This window comes from Methylocaldum sp. 14B (assembly GCF_002005105.1).
Lineage (GTDB): Bacteria > Pseudomonadota > Gammaproteobacteria > Methylococcales > Methylococcaceae > Methylocaldum.
The window spans coordinates 95,502-119,411 of sequence record NZ_MSCV01000005.1; the positions used below are offsets into that span (position 1 = coordinate 95,502).

Here is a 23,910-nt window from a genome sequence, read left to right on the forward strand (position 1 = left end):
TTGATCTTCATGACCTTACGCGTGGTCACTCTTTGTTCGGCGGCCCGCCTGAAGATGTCGCCGCTTTGGCAGGACGAATGCGTGGTATTCGATGCAGCCAGCTGTAACACTTACGCAGTGCCGAAATTGAGTGCTCAGATTCTAGAAATGCTGCAGGCTGAGAAGGCGCTTAAGACTTCAACCATTCTTGCCGGAATAAACGCAAAAGGTGATCTCGACGAACAGGAGTTGATTCGAGTTCTTGACATCACATTAGAAGAATTTCAGCGTCTTGGCCTAATTGAAATAATTGCCAGTTGAGCTCTTTTAACTCCTTCGACGAGACCCTGTCCGCGCAATTTTCGGACAAGGGCGTAACTCTAGAACTTGCTCCGTTTGTTGTCCGAATCTATACCGATATTCCTAGCGTTTTAGCCGGCTTACAGCTTTACTACAGCGAGTACCCGGTACCAGGTTCAAGCGCGTTTGCAGATTTCCACGTATCGTTGCGGCGACCTCGATCGGCGTATCGCTGGTTCCGCCCTCAGGTCAGCTTTGAATTCGACGGCACGGTTCCATTTAAGCCTTTGCCTTACGAGCAAGCTTATCCCATGTTCGAATGGGGGCTTAATTGGTGTATAGCGAACCATTGCCATCGGTTTCTGATGATTCATGCAGCGGTCGTTGAGCGGGAGGGATGTGCGGCAATTTTGGCGGCTCCCCCGGGTTCGGGCAAGAGTACACTCTGCGCCGCTTTGGTCAGTCGCGGATGGAGGCTGCTTTCCGATGAATTGGCTCTTATCGATCCGGCAACGCTTCGGATAACGCCTATTCCCCGCCCGATCGGGCTCAAGAATGATTCGATCGAAATTATCCGCCATTTCAATCCTTCGGCAGTGATTGGGCCGGTAGTAAAAGATACCCGCAAAGGGACAGTAACTCACATGAAAGCGCCGGTCGGCAGCATTCTCCGTTCTCGCGAAACGGCTTGTCCTGCGTGGGTCATCTTTCCTCGTTACGAGCGCGATGCTGCCGTTCGGTTGCGGCCTCACTCCAAGGCTCGGACAGTCGTGCGTCTCGCCGAAAACTCATTTAATTACACCTTACTGGGTGCAATAGGCTTTGATGCTTTGATAGGCATAGTCGATCAGGCTGAATGTTATGAATTTACCTATAGTAAGCTGGATGATGCCATCTCGATATTTGCTGATTTGAAGGCGCCTCCGCTATGTCAGGCCCGATGAATGTCGCCGCCGCCAAGGCGCTGACATGCACCGAGACTCTAATCGATTGTTCTCTTGGCGACTGGGACATCGTTATCCGCCAGTGCAGGGCGGCAAAGGTACTCGCCAAGTTAGCGGCCCGACTCGAAGACCATGGCTTGCTCGATCTAATCCCGGAGGCTCCCCGCAGACATCTGATCTCTGCGCACCTGGTTGCACGCCGGCAAAACCAGGCCGTGGAAATTGAGGTCGAGCAAATCCGAAAGGCCCTGGCTAGAACTCAGGCTCCAATCGTCCTGCTCAAGGGGGCGGCCTACGCAATGGCCGGCCTACCGGCAGCACGGGGGCGTGTGTTTGCTGACATCGACATACTGGTGCCGCGCGAGCGATTGGCCGATGTCGAAGCGGCGCTGATGCTGCATGGCTGGATAAGCACGCATCATGATGCTTATGACCAGCGCTACTATCGCCAATGGATGCACGAAATCCCACCGATGCAGCACATTAAGCGTGGTACGGTTATCGATGTACATCATGCTATTACACCGATTACTTCCAGGATTCGGGCCGATTCGAAAAAAATGCTCGCTGCGGCAGCGCCGTTGCCGGGACATGACAGGCTGTTTGTGCTTGCGCCCGAAGATATGGTGCTGCACAGTGCTACTCATCTTTTTTTGGAAGGCGAACTGGATTCGGGATTTAGAGACCTCGCCGATATCGATACCCTGCTTACGCACTTCGCAGCCGCTGACGACAGCTTTTGGGAGCGTCTGATGGAACGAGCCGTGGAGGTCGGTCTTGCCAGGCCTTTGTTTTACGCTTTTCGTTATACGGAGAAGATACTGGGGACGCGAATTCCTCCGCGGATTCAGGCCAAGGCTGCGGTGGGATCGCCGGCGCGGCCATTGCTCAGCCTGATGGATGCGCTGTTCTTACGGGCGCTTCGGCCGAAGCATTCCACAGTCGCCGACCGTTTCACGGGGATTGCCCGGTGGATGCTTTATGTTCGGGGCCATTGGCTGCGCATGCCTTTGCCTCTGCTCGTTTATCATCTCGCTCGTAAGGCATTGGCGGTTGAACAGTCCGGGTGAAACGAGGGCTCGATGCGAGCTTGCTGGTGCTCCGGAGGCATCCTAGAGCGTTTTTCATCCCGGTGTACGGCTTCGTGTCGGGCGGGAAGAACGTAGGTCGGCAATCCCTTGCCGACTTATCGGCTCGGCAAAGGATTTTGTCGGAAGGGTCGCGACTAAAGCGACCGTTTGCGATTGGGAAGGGATTGCCGACCTACCTATCGGGCTCTCTGACACCGAATCGGAAAATGCTCTAAAGGCGGGAGACGTAGTCGACTACCAACCCGAAAAATACCGCCGCGCCGAACCAATGATTGTTCAGAAATGCTTTGAAGCAGCCGGCGGGATCGCGCTCCCGGATCAGATACTGTTGGTAGGCGGCCAGCCCGGCGGCGACCAAGAGACCGAGAAAATAGGCTATTCCAAGCCCGGATTGCCTTCCCACCGAATAAAGAATCAGCAGCACGAAGACCTGAAGCATTCCGATCAGCACCCGATCCATGTCGCCGAACAGAATGGCGGTGGATTTGACGCCGATCTTGAGATCGTCCTCCCGATCCACCATGGCGTACATCGTGTCGTAAACCAAAGCCCACAGGATGGTGGCGAAGTAAAGTTCCCAGCCGACCCACGGAATGCCGCCCGTCTGGGCCGCGAAAGTCATGGGCACCGCCCAGCCGAAGGCGAGTCCCAGATAGGCTTGCGGAAGATAGGTGTAGCGCTTCATGAACGGATAGGACGCGGCGAGAAAAGCGCCGGGGACCGACAGCGCGATTGTGAGCGGGTTGGTGAGTAGAACCAGGCCGAACGATACCAGGCACAGCACGACGAACAGCCAAAGCGCTTCCTTGGGTGTCACCAGTCCGGCGGCGATCGGACGTAATTTGGTGCGTTTGACGTGGGGGTCGAAGTCGCGGTCGGCGTAGTCATTGATCACGCAGCCCGCCGCCCGCATCAGCACGACGCCGGTGACGATGACGAAGCTCACCAGGACGTCGGGTTTGCCGTTTCCGGCAATCAATAGCGCCCACAGGGCCGGCCAAAGCAGAAGGAAGATGCCGATGGGCTTGTCCAGACGCATCAATCGCCAGTAAAGCTCGAGACGACGGCTGGACAGCCGGAAGGTCGGTTGGTCGATCATAGGCTTGCTTCTCGCTTCAACAGAGAAGGTAGAAAAAACTCGGCTACTAACAGGTTTCCGTGCGCGACGGCGTACAGCGAGCGCCGACCCCAGATTCGGTCGGACGATTCGGCGAAGTCAAGAGCTTTGGAACGTTCCGGTAGCCATTTCGCCCTTTCGACGACGGCCAATTCCAGCCCCAGCCGCTTCAGGTTCGGGTCGGAGAAAAGAATCTCTCCCAGCGGGCGGTTGCCCAAAGAAGCCAGATGGCGCTGAGCGCCGCGGAGAATACTTGCCGGTATGATGCTGCGCGCCACGACCAGGGGCTGTTCGCCGCATTGAAGAGCCACCTCGCGTACCAACGCGACCCGCGAAGGTCTAAGTCTCAGCGCTCTCGATTCGTCGGCAAACGGCCTCAGCCAGTCCTGCTGCAGCACCCGGAGGCGAAAATCGCCGCCGCAAAGGCCGCGAACCCGGCGGGTCAGCGAGCCGGCTTCGAAAAGCCATGGATGGAGCCCTTCGGGGATCTGGCTGCGCTGACTGCTTCCAAGTTGAAACCAGTCCGGTGCTCGGCGGAAAAGTTGGCTGCGTGTCGTCAATGGTCGGTCTCGAGAATAAACCGCGAATTTTAGCAGAGCGCGTGAGTTTTCCTGACCGGCCGGATACATTCATCTGCAAGGAATTGCCTAGCTGCGCCTCTGTTCCGGCGGTTCGGTCGGAGCGGCCGCTTCGGTCGGACAAATCGCTATCTCTATCTCTTCCTTGAACCGCGCATGTGGAGAACATTGTCCACGAAGGTTCCGTCGTCGACTTCCTTCATGAATCGCTCGGCAACATCGACGATCGCTTTGCCAACGTAAGCGTACTGTCTCGAAAACGGCGGCCAGAAATCCCCCAGGCCGATCGCGTCGTTAATGACCAAAACCTGTCCATCGCACGATGCGCCGGCACCGATTCCCACGGTGGGCACCTTGATCGACTGCGTGATGGTCTTCGCCAGGGTTGCCGGTATGTGCTCCAGAACCACCAAGAACGCGCCCGCTTCCGCGATGTCGATCGCTTCGCTCAAGATGCGTTCCGCGTCGCTTTTCTTGCCTCCGACCTGTCGGAAGTCGGAAGCCGTCTGGGGCGTCAATCCGGTATGGCCGACCACGTCGATTCCGTTGGCAACGAGATGAGCGATCACGTCGTACTTCGGACCTTCCAGCTTGATGCTGTCGGCGCCGGCGTCCAGCAGCAGTTTGGCGTTATTCAGGGCCGTGGCCGGATCGCGATCGCTGTTGTATGGAAGATCGCCGATGATATGCGTATTCGGCGCGCCGCGGCGGACGGCGCCGATATGGTATTGCATGTGCTCGATGGTGACATGGCGCGTGCTGTCGAAGCCCATTTCCACCATCCCCACCGTGTCTCCGACCAGGATGACCGGAATCCCCGCTTTTTCGAGAGAGCGGGCTACGGGGGCGGTGTAAGCCGTCAGCATCGGGATCGGCTTTACCGACTTCATTTGTCTCAAGGACTCTGCGTTGAGTTTCATGGCTTTCATCTCCGGTGTGTCGGATTCGTATCTGGCGTCGCAAGCGTTTCGTCAGGGTGCTTAGAGCCAGGTCCCAGAACCCTTCGACTCGGCTCAGGACAGACCCTTCGACAACCCTGTCCTGAGCTAAGTCGAAGGGCTCAGGGCGAACGGCCTGGATAGGCTCTTATCTCGTTGGTCGATTTTCCCTCAAGGCGGGGATAAGATGGGGTTTCGCCACGGCGTATCCGCTTCGGAAGAATGTAATGGCATCTCGAAAAACGTCGATACCCCGTACGGGTAGTCATTCAAGCCCCGGCATATTGCACCGAATGACCGACCCAGCGCCGGATCAGGCGTTCGGCGCGGTCGGGATAATCCCGCAGCAGAATGGCGGCCGTTTGAGCAACGGCATCCAAGAGGTGTCCGTCGCGCGCCAAGTCGGCGATGCGGAACTGGACCTGGCCGGTCTGCCGGGTTCCCAGGAGTTCTCCCGGTCCCCGCAATTCCAGGTCTTTTTCGGCGATGACGAAGCCGTCATCGGAGTCCCGCAGGATACCCAAACGTTGTTTGGCGGTTTCCGACAGAGGCGGCTGGTACAGCAAGACGCAATGCGCCTCGCCGGGACCGCGTCCCACCCTCCCGCGCAATTGGTGCAGCTGGGCCAGTCCCAAGCGCTCGGCATTCTCGATGATCATCAGGCTGGCATTCGGGACGTCCACGCCGACTTCGATGACGGTAGTGGCCACCAGCAAATCGAAATGCCCTTCCTTGAAGGCTGACATGACGGCTTCCTTTTCGGCGGGTTTCAAACGCCCGTGTATCAGCGCGACGCGAACATCCGGAAGCGCTTCGGCGAGCACGACGGCGGTTTTTTCCGCTGCTTCGCATTGCAATGCCTCGGATTCTTCGATCAGCGTGCAAACCCAGTACACCTGTCTTCCTTTGGACGCCCAGTCGGTGATGCGGGCGATGATTTCAGCCCGGCGACTGGTCGGAATGACCACGGTCTTGACGGGAGTCCGTCCTGGCGGACGCTCGTCGATGACCGATAGATCGAGATCGGCATACCCGAGCATCGCCAAGGTTCTCGGAATCGGTGTGGCGGTCATGATGAGTTGGTGCGGATACAAGCCATCATGCAGACCTTTTTCGCGGAGCGCCAGCCGTTGATGGACGCCGAATCGGTGCTGTTCGTCGATGATGACGAGCCCCAGGCGATGAAATGCCACCTGTTCCTGAAATAGGGCGTGGGTGCCGATGACGATGCCGGCTGCGCCGCGACCGATGGCGTCGAGCTCGGCTTTCCGGGCTTCGCCCTTGAGGCGTCCGGACAAGAAGGCGATCTGTATGCCGAAGGGTTCGAGCCACTGCCGAAAGCTTCGGAAATGCTGCTCGGCCAAAAGTTCGGTAGGAGCCATGATGCCGACCTGGTAGTTGGACGACAGCGCGGTCAGCGCGGCATGGGCAGCCACCACCGTCTTGCCCGATCCCACGTCGCCTTGGACCAAGCGCATCATGGGACGGTTACCGGATAAATCGGCTTCGATCTCGGCAATCACGCGCTTTTGGGCGGCGGTTAGAGAGAACGGCAGGCTGCGCAGAAACCGGTCCGCCGCCTCCCGATTGATCGCCATAACCGGGGCTCGATGAGCCTGCATCTTGGCCCGGAAGCGCCCGAGGCTCAGATGATGGCTAAGCAGCTCTTCGAAGGCGAGGCGCGAACGGGCGGCGGCGAGTTGCGGCGAAGTTTCGTTGTAGCCGGCGGGCGGCTGATGCAGAAGCCGAAGCGCGTCCATGAGTCGCAACCGGTTCGCCGAAGGGATCAAGGGCTCGGGCAATAAGTCGGGAAGCCGGGTTTCGTCGGCCATGGACAGTGCTTGTGCGGCCAGCCGGCGAATGGCTTTCTGATGGATGCCTTCGGTCAAGGGATAAACCGGCGTCAGCGCGCGCTCGGGAACATCGGTCTCCGTATCGTCGATGAGTTTGTAATCGGGATGGGTCATTTCCAGGCCCGCATAACCCGTCCGCACTTCGCCGTAACAGCTCAGCCGCTTGCCGCGGGTTAGCTGCTCGCGCTGTTTCGCCGTGTAATGGAAGAACCGCAGATCGAGAAAGCCGGTGCCGTCGCCGATCCGAACAATCAGCGAGCGACGGCCCTTTGGGAGGATTTCCGCGAGTTCGATCCGGCCTTCCACCAGCGCATGACCGCCGGGTTTCAGATGTCCGATAGCGGTGACGGACGTCCGATCTTCATAACGCAGCGGCAGATGGAAAAGCAAGTCGCTGACGGTCGAAATGCCCAGCTTTTCCAGCCGTTTGAGGGTTTGCGCTCCCGCCCCCCTGAGGGTGGCGACCGGAAGCTCGTCGAGAGAACGGTTTTGCGAAGCCAAATAGTCGCGGGACGCCTATTTCGCCAAAACCATGATCGCGTCCATTTCGACTCCGGCGCCCCGCGGCAGGGAAGCCACGCCGATGGCGGCGCGGGCAGGGTACGGCTCGGCGAAATATTCCGCCATGATTTCATTCACCAGCGGAAAATGGGTGAGATCGGTCAGGAAGACATTCAGTTTGACGACATCCCGAAGGCTGCCTCCGGCCGCCTCGGCCACGGCCTTGAGGTTGTCGAACACGCGGCGGATCTGCACGTCCATGCCGCCTTCGACCAGCGTCATGGTGGCGGGGTCCAGCGGAATCTGGCCGGACAGATAAACCGTGTCGCCGACTTTTACGGCCTGGGAGTAGGTGCCGATCGCTTTGGGAGCCTGGTCAGTCTGAATAATTTGTTTTGCCATGGTTCTGTTTCTTTCTGAGTTCGGACTTTACGCGGGAAATTTTCAAAACGACCGATAATTTTCGCAGTTCTCGCATGACCGAGGCGAGATGGACGCGGTCCTTGACCATCAAGGTAATGATGTCGGTGGAAATCTGGCTGTCCTGATTGGAGATCTGGACGTTTTCGATGTTGGCGCGCATGCGGGAGATGGTGGAGGCGACTTTAGCCAGGGTACCGACCTGGTTCATCAGTTCCAGACGGATGACCGCCGGGAAATCGCCGCTGGCTTGTTTGTCCCAGTCCACGTCCAGCCAGTTCATGTGTTTTTTTCTGAGCTCCGAGACGTTCTTGCACTCGGTGAGGTGAACGACGATCCCCTTGCCGGGATTGAAGAATCCGACGATGGGGTCGCCCGGTATCGGGCGGCAGCACTTGGCGAGGTTGACCACCATGCCTTCTGTGCCTTTGATGATCAGAGGCGACAGTGCTGGCAGGTTTTCCTGGTTGGCTGTAGTCTCCGACGTGGCGTCGGCTTGCGCCATTTGGCGGACGACCAGGAAAGGCAAACGGTTGCCGAGCCCGATATCTTCCAGCAAGGCTTCGAGAGACGGCAATTCGAGCGCCTTCAGCAAATCGTCGATCCGCTCCCGCGGAATATCCTCGAAACGTATGTTTTGGGCATCGAATTCCTTTTCCAGCAAACGTTTTCCGAGGGCGACCGCCTCCTGTTTCTTGAAATTCCTGAGATAGCTGCGAATGGCCGCGCGCGCTTTGGCGGTGACGACGAAATTGAGCCACAGCGGATTGGGGCGGGCCCAGGGCGCCGTGATGATCTCGACGGTCTGGCCGTTCTCGAGAACGGTTTGCAGCGGCGCGAGTACCCGGTCGATTCGGGCCGAGACGCAAGTATTGCCGATATCGGTGTGCACGGCGTAAGCGAAGTCGACGATGGTGGCTCCGCGTGGAAGCTTGGTGATCTTGCCCTTGGGGGTGAAGACGTAAACTTCCTGCTGGAACAGGTCGACCTTCAAATTGTCCAGGAATTCCATCGAGTCGCCGGCGCTCTTCTGGATTTCCAGAAGATCTCTCAGCCACTCGTGGGCACGGGTCTGGCTGGTCGAAATCTGTTCATGCTCGCTCTTGTACAGCCAGTGTGCCGCGATGCCGGATTCAGCCAGATGGTGCATGGCGCGGGTGCGGATCTGAATTTCCAGCGGCTGGCCGTAAGGCCCGACCAGCACGGTGTGCAGCGACTGATAGCCGTTGGCCTTGGGCACGGCGATGTAATCCTTGAAGCGGCCAGGCACCGGCTTATAGAGGTTGTGAACTATCCCTAAGGCACGGTAACAATCGTCCACCTCATCTGCGATGATGCGGAAGGCGTAAACGTCGTAGACGCCGGAAAAGGAGACATGCTTGATTCGCATCTTTTGATAGAGACTATAAAGATGCTTCTCCCGTCCGATTACTTCGCAGTTGACCAGCCCGGCGTCCTGCAGTCGTTTCGTGATGGCCGACTCGATGATCGCCACCACCTCCTTACGGTTGCCGCGAGCTTTCTTTACCGACTGTTCCAGCACGCGGTAACGTACCGGATACATGGCGGAGAACCCCAGTTCTTCCAATTCCAGCCGCATCTCGTTCATGCCCAGGCGGTTGGCAATGGGTGCGTAGATGTCCAGGGTCTCGCGGGCGATGCGCCGGCGCCGCGTCGGAGACATTATCCCTAGGGTGCGCATGTTGTGAAGCCGATCCGCCAGTTTGACCATGATCACGCGGAGGTCCTTGACCATCGCGAGCACCATCTTTCGGACATTCTGGGCCTGCGCCTCGGCCCTCGATTTGCAGTCGAGCTGGGTCAGCTTGCTGACGCCGTCGACCAGTTCGGCGACTTCGTCTCCGAATTGTTCTCGCAGTTGCTCCTTGGTGACGGAGGTGTCTTCGATGACGTCGTGCAGAATGGCCGCCATGATGCCTTTTGCGTCCATGCGCATCTCGGCGAGGATGATGGCGACCGAAAGGGGATGGCACACATACGGTTCGCCGGTCAGTCGGAATTGGCCCTCATGCGCGGAAAGGGCAAGCTGATAGGCGCGATAAATTTCCTCGACCTGCGCTCCGTCGAGATAGGCCGAGACTATGCTGCACAGCCTGCGAATGAGCTTTTCATTCGGCAGTTCGGTCACTTCTTTGGGAAGAAGCTGGTTCATGGCAGCCCGCGCTCTTGTATCGGCTCTTCGGCGTTTGAGGTACCGATTCGCCTTACTCGAAATCGTCCTCTTCAAGGTTGCCCATGCCTGCGCCATGCGGATTGGGTACCGGCGGACGCTCGATGGCGAACCGCTCCTGTTTCGCGGCCGCAGTGAGATATTCGCGAGTGATCAAGCCCTGTGCAATTTCCCGAAGCGCCACGACGGTCGATTTATCGTTTTCCCACGGCACCTTGGCATCGTCCGGATGGCGGGACAATTGGCGGGCTCTCTTGGTTGCCAGCAAAACCAACTGAAAACGATTGTCGACGTGTTCCAGACAGTCTTCGACGGTTACTCTTGCCATGTTTGCTGTATCCTCGATTTAGAGTCGTTTTGAATGAAAAATTTAATAAAAACAAATAGTTTATGGAACCCTTTTACCCTAAAAGCAAGGTTCTTGTACAGAACACCCGCTTTTCAAAGCGGAATCCGATCCATCGGGCGTTTTGGTCGAAGGATTCTTAATCCAGACCGCCAACGCGGCTGGAAGGTTCAGATCGCCCAAAAAACAAGGCGCGAAGGACAGCTTCGGCCGCTCTCCTTCGCGCCGTGAACTCGAAGAACTATTTTGCCCGTTCCTGCAACATCGCTACGGCGGGAAGCATCTTGCCCTCCAGGAATTCCAGGAAAGCTCCGCCCCCGGTCGAGGTATATGATACCCGATCGCCGATGCCGTATTTTTCGATCGCCGCGAGCGTATCGCCGCCACCGGCGATGGAAAAACCCTTGGTTTCCGCAATAGCCATGGCTACGGTGCGGGTGCCTTCGCCGAACTGGTCGATCTCGAATACGCCCACCGGCCCGTTCCAGACGATGGTTCCGGCCGCTTTGATCATTTCCGCATAACGCGCCGCGGTTTCCGGCCCGATATCGAGGATCAAATCGTCCTCGGCTACTTTGCTGACTTTTTTAATCGTGGCTGTCGCCGAATCGGAGAATTCTTTCGCGCAAACCACATCGGTCGGTACCGGAATCTCCGCGCCTTCCGCTTTCGCTTGTTCCATCAAGCGTTTGGCTTCGGGAATCAGGTCGGCTTCATACAAGGACTTGCCCACCGGATGACCTGCTGCGGCGATGAACGTGTTGGCGATGCCGCCGCCGACGATGAGTTGGTCCACTTTGGCGGCCAAGGAGTCGAGCACCGTCAGCTTGGTGGAAACCTTGGAGCCGCCGACGATCGCCAAAAGCGGGCGCTCCGGGTTTTCCAGAGCCTTGCCGAGAGCGTCGAGCTCGGCAGCGAGCAGGAGGCCGGCACAGGTTTCTGTCGCGAAACGGCCTACGCCGTGGGTTGACGCTTCGGCGCGGTGCGCGGTGCCGAAGGCGTCCATCACGTAGATATCGCAGAGAGCGGCCATTTTCTTGGCCAACGCTTCGTCGTCTTTTTTCTCACCCTTGTTGAATCGGACGTTTTCGCATAAAACGACCTCCCGCGGGTGCATGTCGACGCCGTTCAGCCAGTCTTTCACGAGGGGCACTTTGCGTCCGAGCAGCCAGGTCATGCGATCGGCCACGGGTTTCAGAGAGAATTCGTCGGTGTATATGCCTTCGGTCGGCCGCCCCAGATGGGACATGACCATGACCCTGGCGCCGGCTCTCAAGCAATGTTCGATCGTGGGCAAACTGGCGCGGATGCGGGTGTCGCTGGTGACTTTGCCGTTCTTGACGGGAACGTTCAGATCCGCGCGGATCAGAACGCGCTTGCCGGCGAGATCGAGATCGGTGATTCGCTTGAAAGCGAGGGGCTTCTTCTTAGCGGCCTTCTTAGCGGTCTTTTTGGGTATCGATGGCTGCTCCCGCCATTTGATCGAGCAGCCCATGCTCGGGATTTGCTTCTTCGGACCCTTGCCGGTCTCCGCAACTTGTTTCATGGCGTCGAACAGCTCGCGCCTGACGTCCGGCGGGGCGGTTTCCTTGCGGCTGGCGTCCAGCCGTCCGCGGTACTGCAACTCCAGATCCTTGTTATAGCCGAAGAAGTCCGGGGTGCAGACGGCGCCGTAGGCCTTGGCCACTTCCTGAGTTTCGTCGTACAGGTACGGAAAGGGATAGCCGAGTTGCTCCGCGACGATTTTCATGTTTTCGAAGGAGTCTTCGGGATAATCGGCCGGGTCGTTGGACATGATGGCCACGGCGTTGATGCCGTGTTCCTTGAGCTCTTTGACGTCCCGCACGATGCGGTCCTGCACGGCCTTCACATAAGGACAGTGGTTGCAGATGAACATCACCAAAAGGCCGTTGGGGCCTTTGCACTTTTCCAGAGTCCAGATTTGCCCATCCACGCCAGGCAGAGCGAAATTGTGTGCCTTTTTTCCGAAATCACAAACCGGGGTTTCTGTGCGCGCCATGGAGATCTTCCTTCTTATACGTTATAAGTGAAAATCGATGAAAATGGCTGAAATCATAACAAAGAAATCGAATCCAGTCGTCCGCTTACCGTCCCGCGAATGTCGGGAAGGGCGGCTCCGGTGCTCCTGGAAGGATCGGTTCGACGCTCCAATCGCAAACGGCCTGGCCGGGAGCGCCGGCCAGCCCCTTCCCCGGATGACCGTTTGCGATTGGAAGGGTTGCGGCTAAGGCAACCGTTTGCGATTGGAAGGGGCCGATTAAAGGCCCGTTTGCGATTGGAAGGGTCGCGACTAAAGCGACCGTTTGCGATTGGGAAGGATTCCGGACCTACTCGGTGACGCAGAGCTCGTAGGCCGACAAACCCGCCGCCATGCTGAATCGTTCGTTAAAGCCAGGCGCCGACGAGAAGGAGTACGCCCAAAGCGCCGGCTATTCCGGCGACGGTCAGCGAGGCGGCGGAGCCGGACAGGACGGCCGCGCTGATGACAAGGGCGCCGCCGGTGATTCCGGTCAGCGTGCGCCGCCGGTTCTGGGTGATTTCCCGATGGATCTGTTCGAGTTCCCGCGACTGGAAAGTCACCGTCAGCTTTCCGGTTGCCGCGTTTTCCAGCATCCGATGGATCAGCATGGGCATCTCGGGCCAGCTTTCCGCCCATTCCGGAAGCTGCGACTGGATTTTTCTCAGGCCGGCTTTGGGTCCCATTTCGTCCTTGAACCAACGTTCCAGAAATGGTTTGGCGGTCTGCCAAAGATCGAGGTCCGGATAGAGGTCGCGCCCGAGTCCTTCGATATTCAGCAGGGTTTTTTGGAGCAGCACCAGTTGCGGCTGCACTTCCATATCGAAGCGGCGGGCCACCTGGAACAGCCGCAATAACAAATGGCCGTAGGAGATGTCCTTTAACGGTTTTTCGAAGATCGGTTCGCTCACGGCGCGTACGGCGGACTCGAATTCCTCGACGCGGGTGGTTTTGGGAATCCATCCCGATTCGATATGCATCTCCGCGACACGGCGGTAGTCGCGGTTGAAAAAGGCCAGAAGATTTTCGGCGACGTAACGCTTGTCTTCCCGTGAAATGCTCCCAACGATGCCGAAGTCGACGGCAATGTACTGAGCGGGCGGCGTGACGAAGATATTGCCGGGGTGCATGTCGGCATGGAAGAAGCTGTCCCGCAGCACCTGCGTGAAGAAGATTTCCACTCCTCGTTCCGCCAGAAGCTTGAAATCGACGCCTTCGCGTTTCAAGGTTTCCACGTCGCCGACCGGAATGCCCGATATGCGTTCCATGACCAAGACCTGCCGCCGCGTGTACGGCCAATAGACCTTGGGAATGTAAAGTATCTCGGAATCCTCGAAACGGCGCCGCATCTCGGCGGCATTGGCCGCTTCACGGACCAGATCGAGTTCGTCCAGAATGGTCTTTTCGAATTCGGCGACGACCTCGATCGGCCGAAGACGCTTGGCGTCGCTCCAGAAGCGCTGCGCGAGCCGAGCCAACTCGTACAGCAAGGCGATGTCCGAGCGGATCTGCTTTTCGATGCCGGGTCTAAGCACCTTGACCACTACATCCTGACCGTCGTGCAGCCGCGCGGCGTGTACCTGCGCCACCGAGGCCGAAGCGAGCGGCGTCTCTTCGAATTCGGCGAAAACCAGGCTGACCGGCTGTCCCAATGCCTGCTCGACGATGGCTTTGGCATCGCTGCCGGGGAAAGCCGGCACGCGGTCCTGAAGCTTGATCAATTCTTCGGCGATGTCGTCCGGCAGGAGATCCCGGCGGGTGGACAGGGTTTGGCCGAATTTGACGAAAATGGGACCCAAGTCTTCCAACGTTCGGCGGATCCGAACGCCGCGCGGTTCGTCTTTGGCGCCCAGCCAATAGTTCGGGGAAAGGGTGCCGACAAAGCGGATCGGCCGAAACAGGTGAGTGGCCAGCACCAATTCGTCCAGGCCGTGACGCACCAGCACGCGTTGAATGTGCAGCAAACGCCGGATCTGTTTCGGTCGAATCACGGGCGAGATGTTCCTAGGCAGCGGATTCGGAAGACGAGGAATCAGACGGCAGCGAGCACCGAAGCCGCTCTATCCGGGCTTTGAGGCGGTCGAAATCGGCGCGAAGCCGGTCGACTTCGGCGTAAAAGGCGTCAGCCTCGAATTGCGCCGGCAATTCCCGGCTTTCTTCCTGCCAATATTCAGCAAGATCGAGTCTTAAGGTGTTCAGGGAATCTTTGGTCCAACCGAGCCCCGAGCGAACAAGGTCGAAGCAGGCGGAGGCGAAGGCTCGGCCGGTATATTGGGCAAGGTGGGCCTCCCAGTCGACGTCGAGCTTCTCGAACAGCGCCTGGAAGCGGCGCGCCGTGTCCATGTCGCCGTCGATTTCGATGTCGCCGGAGGAGAGGAGTTGCCTGGCCGGTTCGCCGAACCTGAGCTTGGCAAAGGCCGGAATCGAACCGGCCAGAGTAACGTCCGGTCGGCCGCCGAAATCGCCGAGAATTTGTACGTCCGAATCGGTCGGGCAGAAATAAATCGACAGCTCGAACGGATGCAGTCGAAGCTCGATGACTTTGCCCGCGATCGGGGCCAGTAGTTCTCTGTTGCCTGAATCCAGGCTCAAATAGTGCGCGACCGCACGCTCCAGCGCTTCGGCAAGAATACCGGCCAACACCGGATGACGAGCCATCACGGTCAGACCTTATAGCCCCGGTGGACGGCGACGACGCCGTGGGTCAGGTTGAAGTATTCACAACGTTCAAAACCGGCTTCGAGCATCAGCTGCTTGAGCTTTTCCTGGTTGGGATGCATCCGGATGGACTCGGCCAGATATTTGTAGCTTTCGGCATCGTTGGCAATGAATTTGCCGAGCATCGGCAGGACCTTGAACGAGTAGAGATCGTAGACCTTTTTGAACAGATCCCCCTGCGCTTCGGAGAATTCCAGGATGATCGCCCGCCCGCCCGGCTTCAAGACGCGGTGAATCGAGCGAAGCGCGACCTCCTTGTGGGTTACGTTGCGTAGACCGAACGCGATGCAGACGCAATCGAAATAATTGTCCGGGAACGGCAGCTTTTCGGCGTCGATCTGCGCATAGCTGACGTTGTCGACCACGCCCTCGTCGATCAGCCGGTCGCGGCCGCGCTTCAACATCTCGGCATTGATGTCGGAAAGAACGACACGGCCGTTCGGACCGACCCGTTTCTGGAAGAGAGACGTCATGTCTCCGGTGCCGCCTGCAAGATCCAGAACCTTTTCGCCGGAGCGCACGTGGCTCAGCTGCAGGGCGATCCGTTTCCAAATCCGGTGAATACCCAAAGACATGAGATCGTTCATGACGTCGTACTTGCCCGCGACCGAGTCGAATACGGCCTTGACCATTCTGGCCTTTTCGTTCGCGGGAACCTCACGGAAGCCGAAGTGGGTGGTTTTTTGATCGTTCATTCGTAAGTGGCCGGATGGTTTCTTGATGATCGCCTGGCGAGATATGTGTTGATCTTATACTTCAGCGTGGATCGGGACGTGATCTAAATCACCTTCTCGGCGCCTTTATCGGCTCCGAAGCGCCTCGGTTCGACGTTCGTATCCCGCTTGCTCCAGTTTTTTCAAATACTCGTTCCAGAGTTCCGCCTGATGCACGCCCAGATTGTACAGCATCTCCCAAGTGTAGATCCCGCTATCGTGGCCGTCGCTGAAGCTGGGGGCGATGGCGTAATTGCCCACCGGCCGGATCGCCGTGATGGTGACATCCTCTTTCCCGAGCTGGAGGACCTCCTGGCCCGGTCCGTGGCCACGAACCTCGGCGGACGGCGAATAAACCCGCAGGTATTCGCAGGGCAGTTCGAAGCGGGAACCGTCTTCAAACGCGATTTCGAGTACCCGCGATTTTTGATGGAGCTTGATCTCGGTGGGCAGGGGCGCAGCCATGGCGGGACTGCCGGTTAAAGGATATAGCGGCTCAGGTCTTCGTCCTGGGCCAGCTCGGACAAATACCGGTCGACATACTGGGCGTCGATGACCACGGACTTTCCGGCATGATCCGGCGCTTCGTAGGAGATCGTTTCCAGAAGCCTTTCCAATACGGTGTGCAGCCGTCGGGCGCCGATATTCTCGGTGCGCTCGTTCACTTCCCAGCTAATCTCGGCGATCCGGGCGATGCCGTCCTGAGTGAACTCCAGTTCGACGCCTTCGGTGGCGAGCAACGCGGCGTACTGTTCGGTCAAGGAACTGGCCGGTTCGGTCAGGATGCGGATGAAATCCTCCACGGTCAGTGCGTTCAGCTCCACCCGAATGGGCAATCGCCCCTGAAGCTCCGGAATGAGGTCGGAGGGCTTCGACAGATGGAATGCGCCGGAGGCGACGAACAGGATGTGATCGGTCCGGACCATGCCGTATTTGGTGCTCACGGTGGAACCTTCCACCAAGGGCAGCAGGTCGCGCTGCACGCCTTCGCGCGAAACATCCGGGCCTCCGTACTCGCCGCGCTTGCAGATCTTGTCGATCTCGTCGATGAATACGATGCCGTTTTGCTCCACCGACTCTACGGCGCGCAACTTGATGTCCTCCTCGTTGATCATCTTGGCCGACTCTTCCTCGCGAAGGAGCTTGAGCGCATCCTTGACCCGCAACTTGCGAGTGCGCGTGCGTCCGGTGTGCAGGTTCTGGAACAGGCTCTGGAGCTGATTGCTCATTTCTTCCATGCCGGGCGGCGCCATGATTTCCACGCCGATCGGTGCGGCGCTGACTTCGATCTCGATTTCTTTTTCATCGAGTTCGCCGTTACGGAGCTTTTGCCGGAATTTCTGGCGTGTCGCCGATTCCGGGGCCTGTCCTTCTCCGCCCCAGCCCGAGCCGCCGGGCAGCAAAGCGTTCAAAATCCGTTCTTCGGCCGATTCTTCGGCATGGGTTCGTACCTTCGCCATCTCGGTTTGGCGCGTCATTTTTACCGCGGCATCGACTAGGTCGCGAACGATGGATTCCACATCGCGTCCGACGTAGCCGACCTCGGTGAACTTGGTCGCTTCCACCTTGATGAACGGCGCGTTGGCAAGCCGCGCGAGGCGGCGGGCGATTTCGGTCTTGCCGACGCCGGTCGGACCGATCATGAGGATATTCTTGGGCGTGATCTCTTCGCGGAGCGCGGGTTCGATTTGCATACGCCGCCAACGGTTGCGCAAGGCTATGGCGACCGCGCGTTTGGCGGCGGCTTGACCGACGATGTGTTTGTCCAATTCGTGGACGATTTCTCGGGGAGTCATGTGCGTCATGGGTGTTCGTGCAGTTCCCGTTGCATGTCCAGTTCTTCGATAACCAGATTGCGGTTGGTATAAATGCAGATATCGGCGGCAATTTGCAGCGACTTTTCGACGATGTCGACAGCGCCCAATTCGGTATTTTCCAACAGTGCGCGGGCGGCTGCCTGGGCGAAGGGCCCTCCGGACCCGATCGCGATGAGGCCGTTTTCCGGTTCGATGACGTCGCCGTTGCCGGAAATGATCAAGGATGCTTTCGAATCGGCGACGGCAAGCAAGGCTTCCAGCCGGCGCAGCATTCGGTCGGTGCGCCAGTCCTTCACCAATTCGACCGCCGCTTTGGTCAGGTTGCCGCGCTGCTTTTCCAATTGGCCTTCGAAGCGCTCGAATAAGGTGAACGCATCGGCGGTTGCGCCGGCAAAACCCGCGAGCACGCGGCCGTGATAGAGCCGGCGGACCTTGCGGGCATTACCTTTCATGACGGTGTTGCCCATAGTCACCTGGCCGTCGCCGCCGATGACCACTTTGTCGCCGCGGCGGACGGACACGATGGTAGTGCCGTGAAACTGTTCCACAAAATTGCCTGCTTAGAGAAAACCGCCATTGTACACCATCCGGCTCGCCGCGGCCGCCGGCCGAAGCGGGCGCTCGGTTTTTTAGATTCTGCAAAGGATGGAATCGTGCGAGATAATGGCGAACTATTTTTTATTTTCAGCGACAGTTATGAGCCAGTTACCTTCGATACGCCTCAAGAAAAATGAAGAACGACGCCTGCGCGGGGGCCATTCGTGGATTTTCAGCAACGAGGTGGATATCTCGGCGACGCCGCTCAAGATTTTCGGGGCGGGTGATTTGGCTATCGTGGAGAGTTCACGCGGGCAAGTCTTGGGCATCGCCTACGTCAACCCGGCGTCGCTGATATGCGCCCGTCTTTTGACTCGGGACGTGCACGCGGAGATCGATCAGGCCTTCTTTGAACAGCGCTTGAAGCGCGCCCTGCAATTACGAGAACGGGTGTTTTCCAAGCCTTTTTACCGGCTGGTATACGGCGAAAGCGACGGGATCCCCGGGGCGGTGGTCGATCGTTTCGGCGATGTGTTCGTCATTCAGACGAATACGGCCGGCATGGAGAAGCTTCAGGAACCTCTGGCGGCTGCGATCGAGGCTTTGTTCGGCCCGAGCGCCATTGTCTTGAAAAACACGTCCAGCCTCAGAGCCTTGGAAGGACTCGAGACTTACACGCGCATCGTCAAAGGTGCTCTGGAGGAGGCAATCGAAATCGAAGAAAACGGCGCACGATTTCAGGTTGATCCGGTCGGCGGCCAAAAAACCGGCTGGTTTTTCGATCATCGCGAGAGCCGGGCCGTGTTGGCGAAGCTTTCACGCGGTCTGCGCGTACTGGACCTTTTTTCATACAGCGGGGCGTGGGGCGTGCAGGCGGCGCTCGCCGGAGCGGGAAGGGTCGACTGCGTGGACGGCTCGGAGGCCGCTTTGGCCTTGGCGGCCGAGAATAGCCGGCTCAATGGTGTTATGGAGAAAATGCAGTTCGTCAAGGACGATGTGTTCGAATTTTTGAAGCGGGCAAGGGAGGAACGGCTGCGCTACGACGTGATCGTGCTCGACCCTCCGGCTCTGATCAAGCGCAAGAAAGATGTCGGTCAAGGCGTAGAAGCGTACCGGCGGCTGAATCAAGGCGCGATCCAGGTATTGGCTCCGGGCGGCATACTGGTATCCGCATCCTGTTCATTTCACTTGCAGCGGGAGACTCTGCACGATCTTTTGCGGGCGACGGCGAGAAGTTTGGATCGCCATCTGGTCTTCTTCGGACGCGGTGGACAGGCGCCCGATCATCCCGTGCATCCCGCGATTCCAGAGACCGAATATCTGAAAACCTTTTTCTGCCATATCGGCGAGAGCTTATGAACCCTGCATCGGCGCGGAGGACATCGGGTTGGGCGGGATACGCTCGGGGGATGCCTGACTGGTTTGCGTCAGCAAGCGGCTGAGGAATTTTCGGCCGGATGCCGTGCCGAATAGCCCGCCAAAGACAAGCGCCGTCAGCAACAACGTTATCACGAGGGTTACCGGGAATGTGACGGCGAATTCGAAGTGTAGTTTCTTCTTCTGATCCTCATTGCCCGCTTGCGCTGCGGACGCGGCGGATTCCATAACGGCCAGCCGGGTCCGGGCCGATTGAAGTGCCTCTCTGAGCTGGTTGCCTTCCTCCTCCATGTCACGCAGTCTGGCTTGCAGCGCCATCAGTTCGTCGCCATGCTGGCGGCGCACGGTGTCCAACTCGGGATTGTTTCGAGCTCCGGCATTTTTGGCATGTTCCGCCAAGAGGAGCTCATAATTTTCGCGCAAGGATAGTAGCGCGGCTTCTCGATCGCTTGCCAGTTCGCGAGCCTTTTCGAGTTCTGCCTTCAAAGAGTCGATCTCTCCCTTGGCCTTTAGCAATCGCTCTTCAGCCTGCTGATACTTTTCTGTGACGGATGCGACAGACGAAACAATATCGCCGGCTTTGGTCAACTGCTTTTCCAACGCATGGGTTCGAGAAACCGCTTCTGCGGCCGTGTTTTCGGATGCCGCCAAACGCTCGGCGAGATCCCGTTCCCGTAAAAGACTTTCTTGTATTGTTGCTTCGAGTTCCCGCAGCCGGCGCTGCAATGCGGCCGACTGGTCTTCCGAATCCCGGCTTTTCTTCCGCTCAGAGGAGAGTAGCGCATCCAATGTCGGTGCATGGTCCATTGAAGAAATTGGACCGAGCGATTCGCTCTCCCGAGACGCTGGCTCCGCAAGCGGGGCAGTATCGAGAGTGGTTCGGGTTTCTTCCGAATCTTCGGTTCGGCCGCCTTCGTAGTCCGCCGTCTCATACAGACCGGACAATAGCCCTTCTTGTCGAGTTGAATCCTGGGCGATGTCAGTGTCCATTTCGAATGTTGTCAAATCGGACTGCCCCGGCTGAGATGCCGAGTACGTTGGGGCGGTCGACGAGCGGGAGGGAGACCATTTTGTCGCTTCGACGACCAAGTGATCCCGTGGCACGTTGCCGATACCGCCGGCCAGCACGTGAGCCTCGAAGCCGTACCGAATTAGCAGGAAAGCGGAAGCCTCGCTGAGCCGTCCGTCTTCGCAAACCAAAAGGTATTTGCCTTGCCGGTTCAGGGTGGGAAGCATCACCCGCAGTGAAAAGAACGGAATATTAAGGCTTCCCGGCAAGCGGCCCTGCTCGTAGACATCCGGCGCTCGGACATCCAGCCATACCGCATCGCGACTGGCCATTCTTTGGGCGGTTTCGAAGTCGACATGAGATATCACCGGTTCCTTAAGGAGCTTGATAAAACTGGCTTTGTCCAGTCTCAGCAAAATGCCGTCGGTCACCATAGTGACCGTCACATTGCGCGGGTCTCCGGAAATGAGGGAATCCTCGCCGAAGGTATCGCTGATTTTTAGCGTGGCCAGCTTGATCTCTTTGGCGAGCCGCGACGGCTTGCGGGTTAGGGCGCAGCGTCCTTTCTTGATGATGTAATAAAAGTCGCCGGGGTCGCCTTGACGGCAAATGACATCGCCCGCTTTGACTTCAATTTCTTCGAGACTGCGAAGAATGGCCTGAATGTTCGCCGGAGACAGGCGCTGAAAGAGCGGCGACTTGAGCAGCGCTGTCATCCAGTCGCGCGTGGGTTCCTCCGGAATGTCGCTGACCTTGTACGTAGGCACGTCTCGGTTGAGTTCCTCCTGTTGGTTTATGATTTCCGGCTTGATCCTGACGTATCTGACGGTATCGTTCGCAACAGCCGAAACTTTGCGCGGAATCTGGTGGGCCAGGGCAAATCGGGCCGTATCCGTGCCGCCACTGATCGAATCCATTTCGACTCCCCCTGCCTGCAGCGATATCGTGCCGCTCAACAGATACACGAACTCGTTCTTCGTTTCTCCTTGTCGAAAGAGAATAGAGCCTTTCGGTGCCTCATCGATTCGGATCTGTGAGCAGAGCTGCTCGAATCGGCTATCCGAGAGCGTATTCAGTGGAATCAGGCGGCGCAATTCCTGTGCATCAGAGGCGCTCAAGGCAGAGGGCATGTTCGTGTTACTAGAGTATTCGAGTTTGTGGACTTCGAGCATCGATCGTTTCCGGCATCCGAGCCGATAGCATTGTTGTTCGGTTTTCCCACGCTTCCATATAATAGACCATCCCTCCGTAAGCACTTTGTGATGTCTATCAATTATCGTTGGCCAAGGATCCGGGCCATTCAATCTTCTTGAAACGACCGAGGTATAACGAATGAGCGATAACCGTCGATTGCTTCCGCTTTTTTTGGCCGGCCTGCTGTTATTTCTGAACGCTGCGTATGCGGCCTGGCCGACCAGCGTGGATGGCCAACCCCTGCCTAGCCTTTCGCCTATGCTGAAGAAGGCGACGCCGGCTGTGGTGAATATTTCGACGCGTACGCAGATTCAAGAAGCCGAGCATCCCTTGTTGCGCGATCCGTTTTTCCGCTATTTTTTCGATATCCCGAATCAACCCCGCCGCCGCGAAACCTCCAGCTTGGGCTCGGGCGTGATCGTCGATGCGCGACGCGGCTACATCCTCACCAACAATCACGTCATCGATAAAGCCGATGAGATCACGGTGACGCTTAATGACGGTCGTCATCTCAACGCAAAATTGATCGGGGCCGATCCGGAATCGGACATCGCCGTGATCAAGGTCGAGCCGCAGAACTTGAGTGAGCTTCCGATCGCCGATTCCAGTCGATTGCAGGTAGGCGATTTCGTCGTGGCCATCGGCAATCCGTTCGGATTGGGGCAAACGGTAACTTCCGGCATTATCAGCGCGCTCGGCCGTTCCGGGCTCGGTATCGAGGGCTATGAGGACTTCATTCAGACCGATGCCTCGATCAACCCCGGCAACTCGGGTGGCGCGCTCGTCAATCTGCGCGGAGAGCTGATCGGCATCAATACCGCCATCCTGGCGCCCAGCGGAGGCAATGTGGGTATCGGCTTTGCCATTCCCGCCAATATGGCGACCAGTATCATGACCGCCCTGATCGAGCATGGTGAAATTCGGCGCGGTTTGCTCGGCGTAACGGTTCAGGACTTGACCCCTGAATTGGCGCAAGCTTTTGGCCTTACCCAAACCCAAGGCGCCGTCATTACCGGCGTCCAGCCCGATTCCCCCGCTGCCAGGGCCAAGCTGGAGCCGGGCGACATCGTGCTGGCGATCAACGACCACCACGTGAGGAACAGCATGGACGTCCGAAACGCCATCGGTTTGCAGCAGATCGGCGACAAAGTCTCGATCGAAGTTCTGCACAAAGGTGAAACCATGGTCCGTGAAGCGAAGATTGCCGAGCCCAAGATCACACGGGAGGAAGGCAAGAAAATCCATCCGAAGCTTTCCGGTACCTTGCTCGCCAATACCGAGCCGAACGAAGCGGTGCGAGGCGTGCGCGTGGAAAAGATCCATACCGCCTCCTATGCTTTCCAGGCCGGTTTGCGCCCCGGCGACGTCATCGTCATGGCCAATCGCCAGCCGGTGGGCAATCTGAAGGAGCTCAAGGCCGCCGCAAACGGCAGCGGCGAGTTGCTGCTCAATCTCCAACGGGGGAACGGCTCGTTCTTCTTGCTGCTGCGCTAATAAAGAATGCCGGCTGATTAAGGGGCTGTTTAACAGCCCCTTTTTGTTGCGAGAGAGGTCTATGGATTTTTTGTGGGCGATTTCCCAGCCGAACTACTGGCTACCCTTACTGACCGCGGCCTTGTTGCATGTGCCGATGTTTATTCTGCTCGACAGGCTGCAACTTAGACTGGAGGGCATTCCGCTAAGCCGCGAAATCACCGCACGGGTTGGACCGCCGTTCGTTCATGCCGTACTCGCCCTCGGATTTGTCCTTCTCGTATACCCTCACCAGTTCGGACGCGCCGGGGAGCCGGATTTCGTTCGAAATCTCCATGCCGGAGCCAGGCCGATCTCGGATCTGTTCAATCTGGCTTTCGTGCTGGCGGTCTTTTTGCCCTGGCTGCCGGTGCTCGGCAAATACAGAGGCATGGTGACATCGCTTCAGATCACTGTCCTCGGCGCCGTGCTGTTGCACTGGCGGTATCCGGAGGTGTCGATGAAGTATTTTCCGCCTGCTTCGATGCTTCTCGGACTCATCGCCTTGTCGATCGGTTCGCATTTCTTGGCGCGAGAGTTCGGCGAACGTCTAGGGCGCCGATTGGACGGGGTGTTTGAAACGGAAGGGTGGGCAAATCTGATCGAAGCGCCGCTCGATTTTCTGCTGCAAGGCGCGGTGTTGCTCAGATACGGGCTCTATCTGGGTGGGCAGTTGCCGGGTTGAACGAGGCGGAGCCGCCCGCAGGGTGCCGCACACGGATGTACGGCATGACCCG

At 58.1% G+C, this 23,910-nt stretch carries 22 protein-coding genes and 1 pseudogene; 7 read left to right on the forward strand and 16 right to left on the reverse strand.

Annotation, left to right across the window (positions count from 1 at the left end; genetic code table 11):
• The first annotated feature begins 9 nt into the window (after positions 1-9).
• The 3 genes from B2A78_RS05150 to B2A78_RS05160 are packed head-to-tail and all read left to right on the forward strand — an operon-like array spanning position 10 to position 2,293.
• Entirely contained in the window at positions 10-300 is a 291-nt protein-coding gene (locus B2A78_RS05150) for an HPr-rel-A system PqqD family peptide chaperone (protein WP_240502417.1), read from the forward strand.
• Entirely contained in the window at positions 297-1,223 is a 927-nt protein-coding gene (locus B2A78_RS05155) for an HprK-related kinase A (RefSeq protein WP_077728839.1), read from the forward strand. The genes B2A78_RS05150 and B2A78_RS05155 overlap by 4 nt, the downstream gene beginning before the upstream one ends.
• Positions 1,208-2,293, forward strand: coding sequence for a nucleotidyltransferase family protein (locus B2A78_RS05160; protein ID WP_077728840.1), 1,086 nt, complete (start codon positions 1,208-1,210; stop codon positions 2,291-2,293). Before B2A78_RS05155 ends, B2A78_RS05160 begins: the two co-directional genes overlap by 16 nt.
• Positions 2,294-2,525: 232 nt before the next feature.
• On the opposite strand, the gene ubiA is transcribed toward B2A78_RS05160, so the two are convergent.
• The 15 genes and pseudogenes from ubiA to hslV form a co-directional block, all read right to left on the reverse strand.
• The gene (gene ubiA, locus B2A78_RS05165) at positions 2,526-3,413 is read right to left on the reverse strand and encodes a 4-hydroxybenzoate octaprenyltransferase (RefSeq protein ID WP_077728841.1); all 888 of its coding nucleotides are present in this window, start codon (positions 3,411-3,413) and stop codon (positions 2,526-2,528) included.
• A complete protein-coding gene (locus B2A78_RS05170; RefSeq protein WP_240502407.1) occupies positions 3,410-3,991 on the reverse strand; it encodes a chorismate lyase in 582 nt (193 codons plus the stop codon). Before B2A78_RS05170 ends, ubiA begins: the two co-directional genes overlap by 4 nt.
• 152 nt (positions 3,992-4,143) lie before the next feature.
• Positions 4,144-4,929 carry a 3-methyl-2-oxobutanoate hydroxymethyltransferase gene (gene panB, locus B2A78_RS05175; protein WP_077728843.1) on the reverse strand — a complete coding sequence of 262 codons (786 nt, stop codon included), beginning with the start codon at positions 4,927-4,929 and terminating at the stop codon, positions 4,144-4,146.
• A gap of 287 nt (positions 4,930-5,216) precedes the next feature.
• The gene (gene recG, locus B2A78_RS05180) at positions 5,217-7,301 is read right to left on the reverse strand and encodes an ATP-dependent DNA helicase RecG (RefSeq protein ID WP_077728844.1); all 2,085 of its coding nucleotides are present in this window, start codon (positions 7,299-7,301) and stop codon (positions 5,217-5,219) included.
• Positions 7,302-7,316: 15 nt separating this feature from the next.
• Positions 7,317-7,703: a RidA family protein gene (locus tag B2A78_RS05185; protein ID WP_077728845.1), complete on the reverse strand. Its 387-nt coding sequence runs from the start codon at positions 7,701-7,703 to the stop codon at positions 7,317-7,319.
• Positions 7,678-9,894 (reverse strand): RelA/SpoT family protein, encoded by a 2,217-nt coding sequence (locus B2A78_RS05190; protein WP_077728846.1) that lies wholly within the window; start codon positions 9,892-9,894, stop codon positions 7,678-7,680. Before B2A78_RS05190 ends, B2A78_RS05185 begins: the two co-directional genes overlap by 26 nt.
• Before the next feature lie 52 nt (positions 9,895-9,946).
• Positions 9,947-10,240 carry a DNA-directed RNA polymerase subunit omega gene (gene rpoZ / locus B2A78_RS05195; RefSeq protein WP_077728847.1) on the reverse strand — a complete coding sequence of 98 codons (294 nt, stop codon included), beginning with the start codon at positions 10,238-10,240 and terminating at the stop codon, positions 9,947-9,949.
• Positions 10,241-10,499: 259 nt separating this feature from the next.
• Positions 10,500-11,717 carry a phosphoglycerate kinase gene (locus B2A78_RS05200; RefSeq protein WP_240502418.1) on the reverse strand — a complete coding sequence of 406 codons (1,218 nt, stop codon included), beginning with the start codon at positions 11,715-11,717 and terminating at the stop codon, positions 10,500-10,502.
• A gap of 147 nt (positions 11,718-11,864) precedes the next feature.
• Positions 11,865-12,278: pseudogene (locus tag B2A78_RS26270) on the reverse strand (thioredoxin family protein); the annotation flags it as partial.
• 386 nt (positions 12,279-12,664) lie between these two features.
• Complete coding sequence (gene ubiB, locus B2A78_RS05205) at positions 12,665-14,287, reverse strand: ubiquinone biosynthesis regulatory protein kinase UbiB (RefSeq protein ID WP_077728849.1); 1,623 nt, start codon at positions 14,285-14,287, stop codon at positions 12,665-12,667.
• Between the two features lie 13 nt (positions 14,288-14,300).
• The gene (locus tag B2A78_RS05210; protein ID WP_077728850.1) at positions 14,301-14,954 is read right to left on the reverse strand and encodes an SCP2 sterol-binding domain-containing protein; all 654 of its coding nucleotides are present in this window, start codon (positions 14,952-14,954) and stop codon (positions 14,301-14,303) included.
• A gap of 5 nt (positions 14,955-14,959) precedes the next feature.
• On the reverse strand, positions 14,960-15,709 hold the full coding sequence (ubiE, locus tag B2A78_RS05215) for a bifunctional demethylmenaquinone methyltransferase/2-methoxy-6-polyprenyl-1,4-benzoquinol methylase UbiE (RefSeq protein ID WP_077728851.1): 750 nt from the start codon (positions 15,707-15,709) through the stop codon (positions 14,960-14,962).
• Between the two features lie 105 nt (positions 15,710-15,814).
• Positions 15,815-16,192: a DUF971 domain-containing protein gene (locus B2A78_RS05220; protein ID WP_077728852.1), complete on the reverse strand. Its 378-nt coding sequence runs from the start codon at positions 16,190-16,192 to the stop codon at positions 15,815-15,817.
• A 14-nt stretch (positions 16,193-16,206) separates the two neighbouring features.
• On the reverse strand, positions 16,207-17,532 hold the full coding sequence (hslU, locus tag B2A78_RS05225; protein WP_077728853.1) for an ATP-dependent protease ATPase subunit HslU: 1,326 nt from the start codon (positions 17,530-17,532) through the stop codon (positions 16,207-16,209).
• The gene (hslV, locus tag B2A78_RS05230; protein WP_077728854.1) at positions 17,529-18,092 is read right to left on the reverse strand and encodes an ATP-dependent protease subunit HslV; all 564 of its coding nucleotides are present in this window, start codon (positions 18,090-18,092) and stop codon (positions 17,529-17,531) included. Before hslV ends, hslU begins: the two co-directional genes overlap by 4 nt.
• On the opposite strand from hslV, the gene B2A78_RS25560 reads away from it, so the two are divergent.
• Complete coding sequence (locus B2A78_RS25560) at positions 18,078-18,278, forward strand: hypothetical protein (protein ID WP_133717771.1); 201 nt, start codon at positions 18,078-18,080, stop codon at positions 18,276-18,278. The two genes, hslV and B2A78_RS25560, sit on opposite strands and share 15 nt — an antisense overlap.
• A complete protein-coding gene (locus tag B2A78_RS05235) occupies positions 18,241-19,440 on the forward strand; it encodes a class I SAM-dependent rRNA methyltransferase (protein WP_077728855.1) in 1,200 nt (399 codons plus the stop codon). The genes B2A78_RS25560 and B2A78_RS05235 overlap by 38 nt, the downstream gene beginning before the upstream one ends.
• Here B2A78_RS05235 and B2A78_RS05240 read toward each other — a convergent pair.
• On the reverse strand, positions 19,435-21,639 hold the full coding sequence (locus B2A78_RS05240) for a cyclic nucleotide-binding domain-containing protein (protein ID WP_077728856.1): 2,205 nt from the start codon (positions 21,637-21,639) through the stop codon (positions 19,435-19,437). The two genes, B2A78_RS05235 and B2A78_RS05240, sit on opposite strands and share 6 nt — an antisense overlap.
• Positions 21,640-21,799: 160 nt before the next feature.
• Between B2A78_RS05240 and B2A78_RS05245 the strand changes: the two genes are divergently transcribed.
• Both B2A78_RS05245 and B2A78_RS05250 read left to right on the forward strand, forming a co-directional pair.
• On the forward strand, positions 21,800-23,155 hold the full coding sequence (locus tag B2A78_RS05245) for a DegQ family serine endoprotease (RefSeq protein WP_077728857.1): 1,356 nt from the start codon (positions 21,800-21,802) through the stop codon (positions 23,153-23,155).
• Positions 23,156-23,216: 61 nt separating this feature from the next.
• Positions 23,217-23,858, forward strand: coding sequence for a hypothetical protein (locus B2A78_RS05250; RefSeq protein ID WP_077728858.1), 642 nt, complete (start codon positions 23,217-23,219; stop codon positions 23,856-23,858).
• Positions 23,859-23,910: the final 52 nt, after the last annotated feature.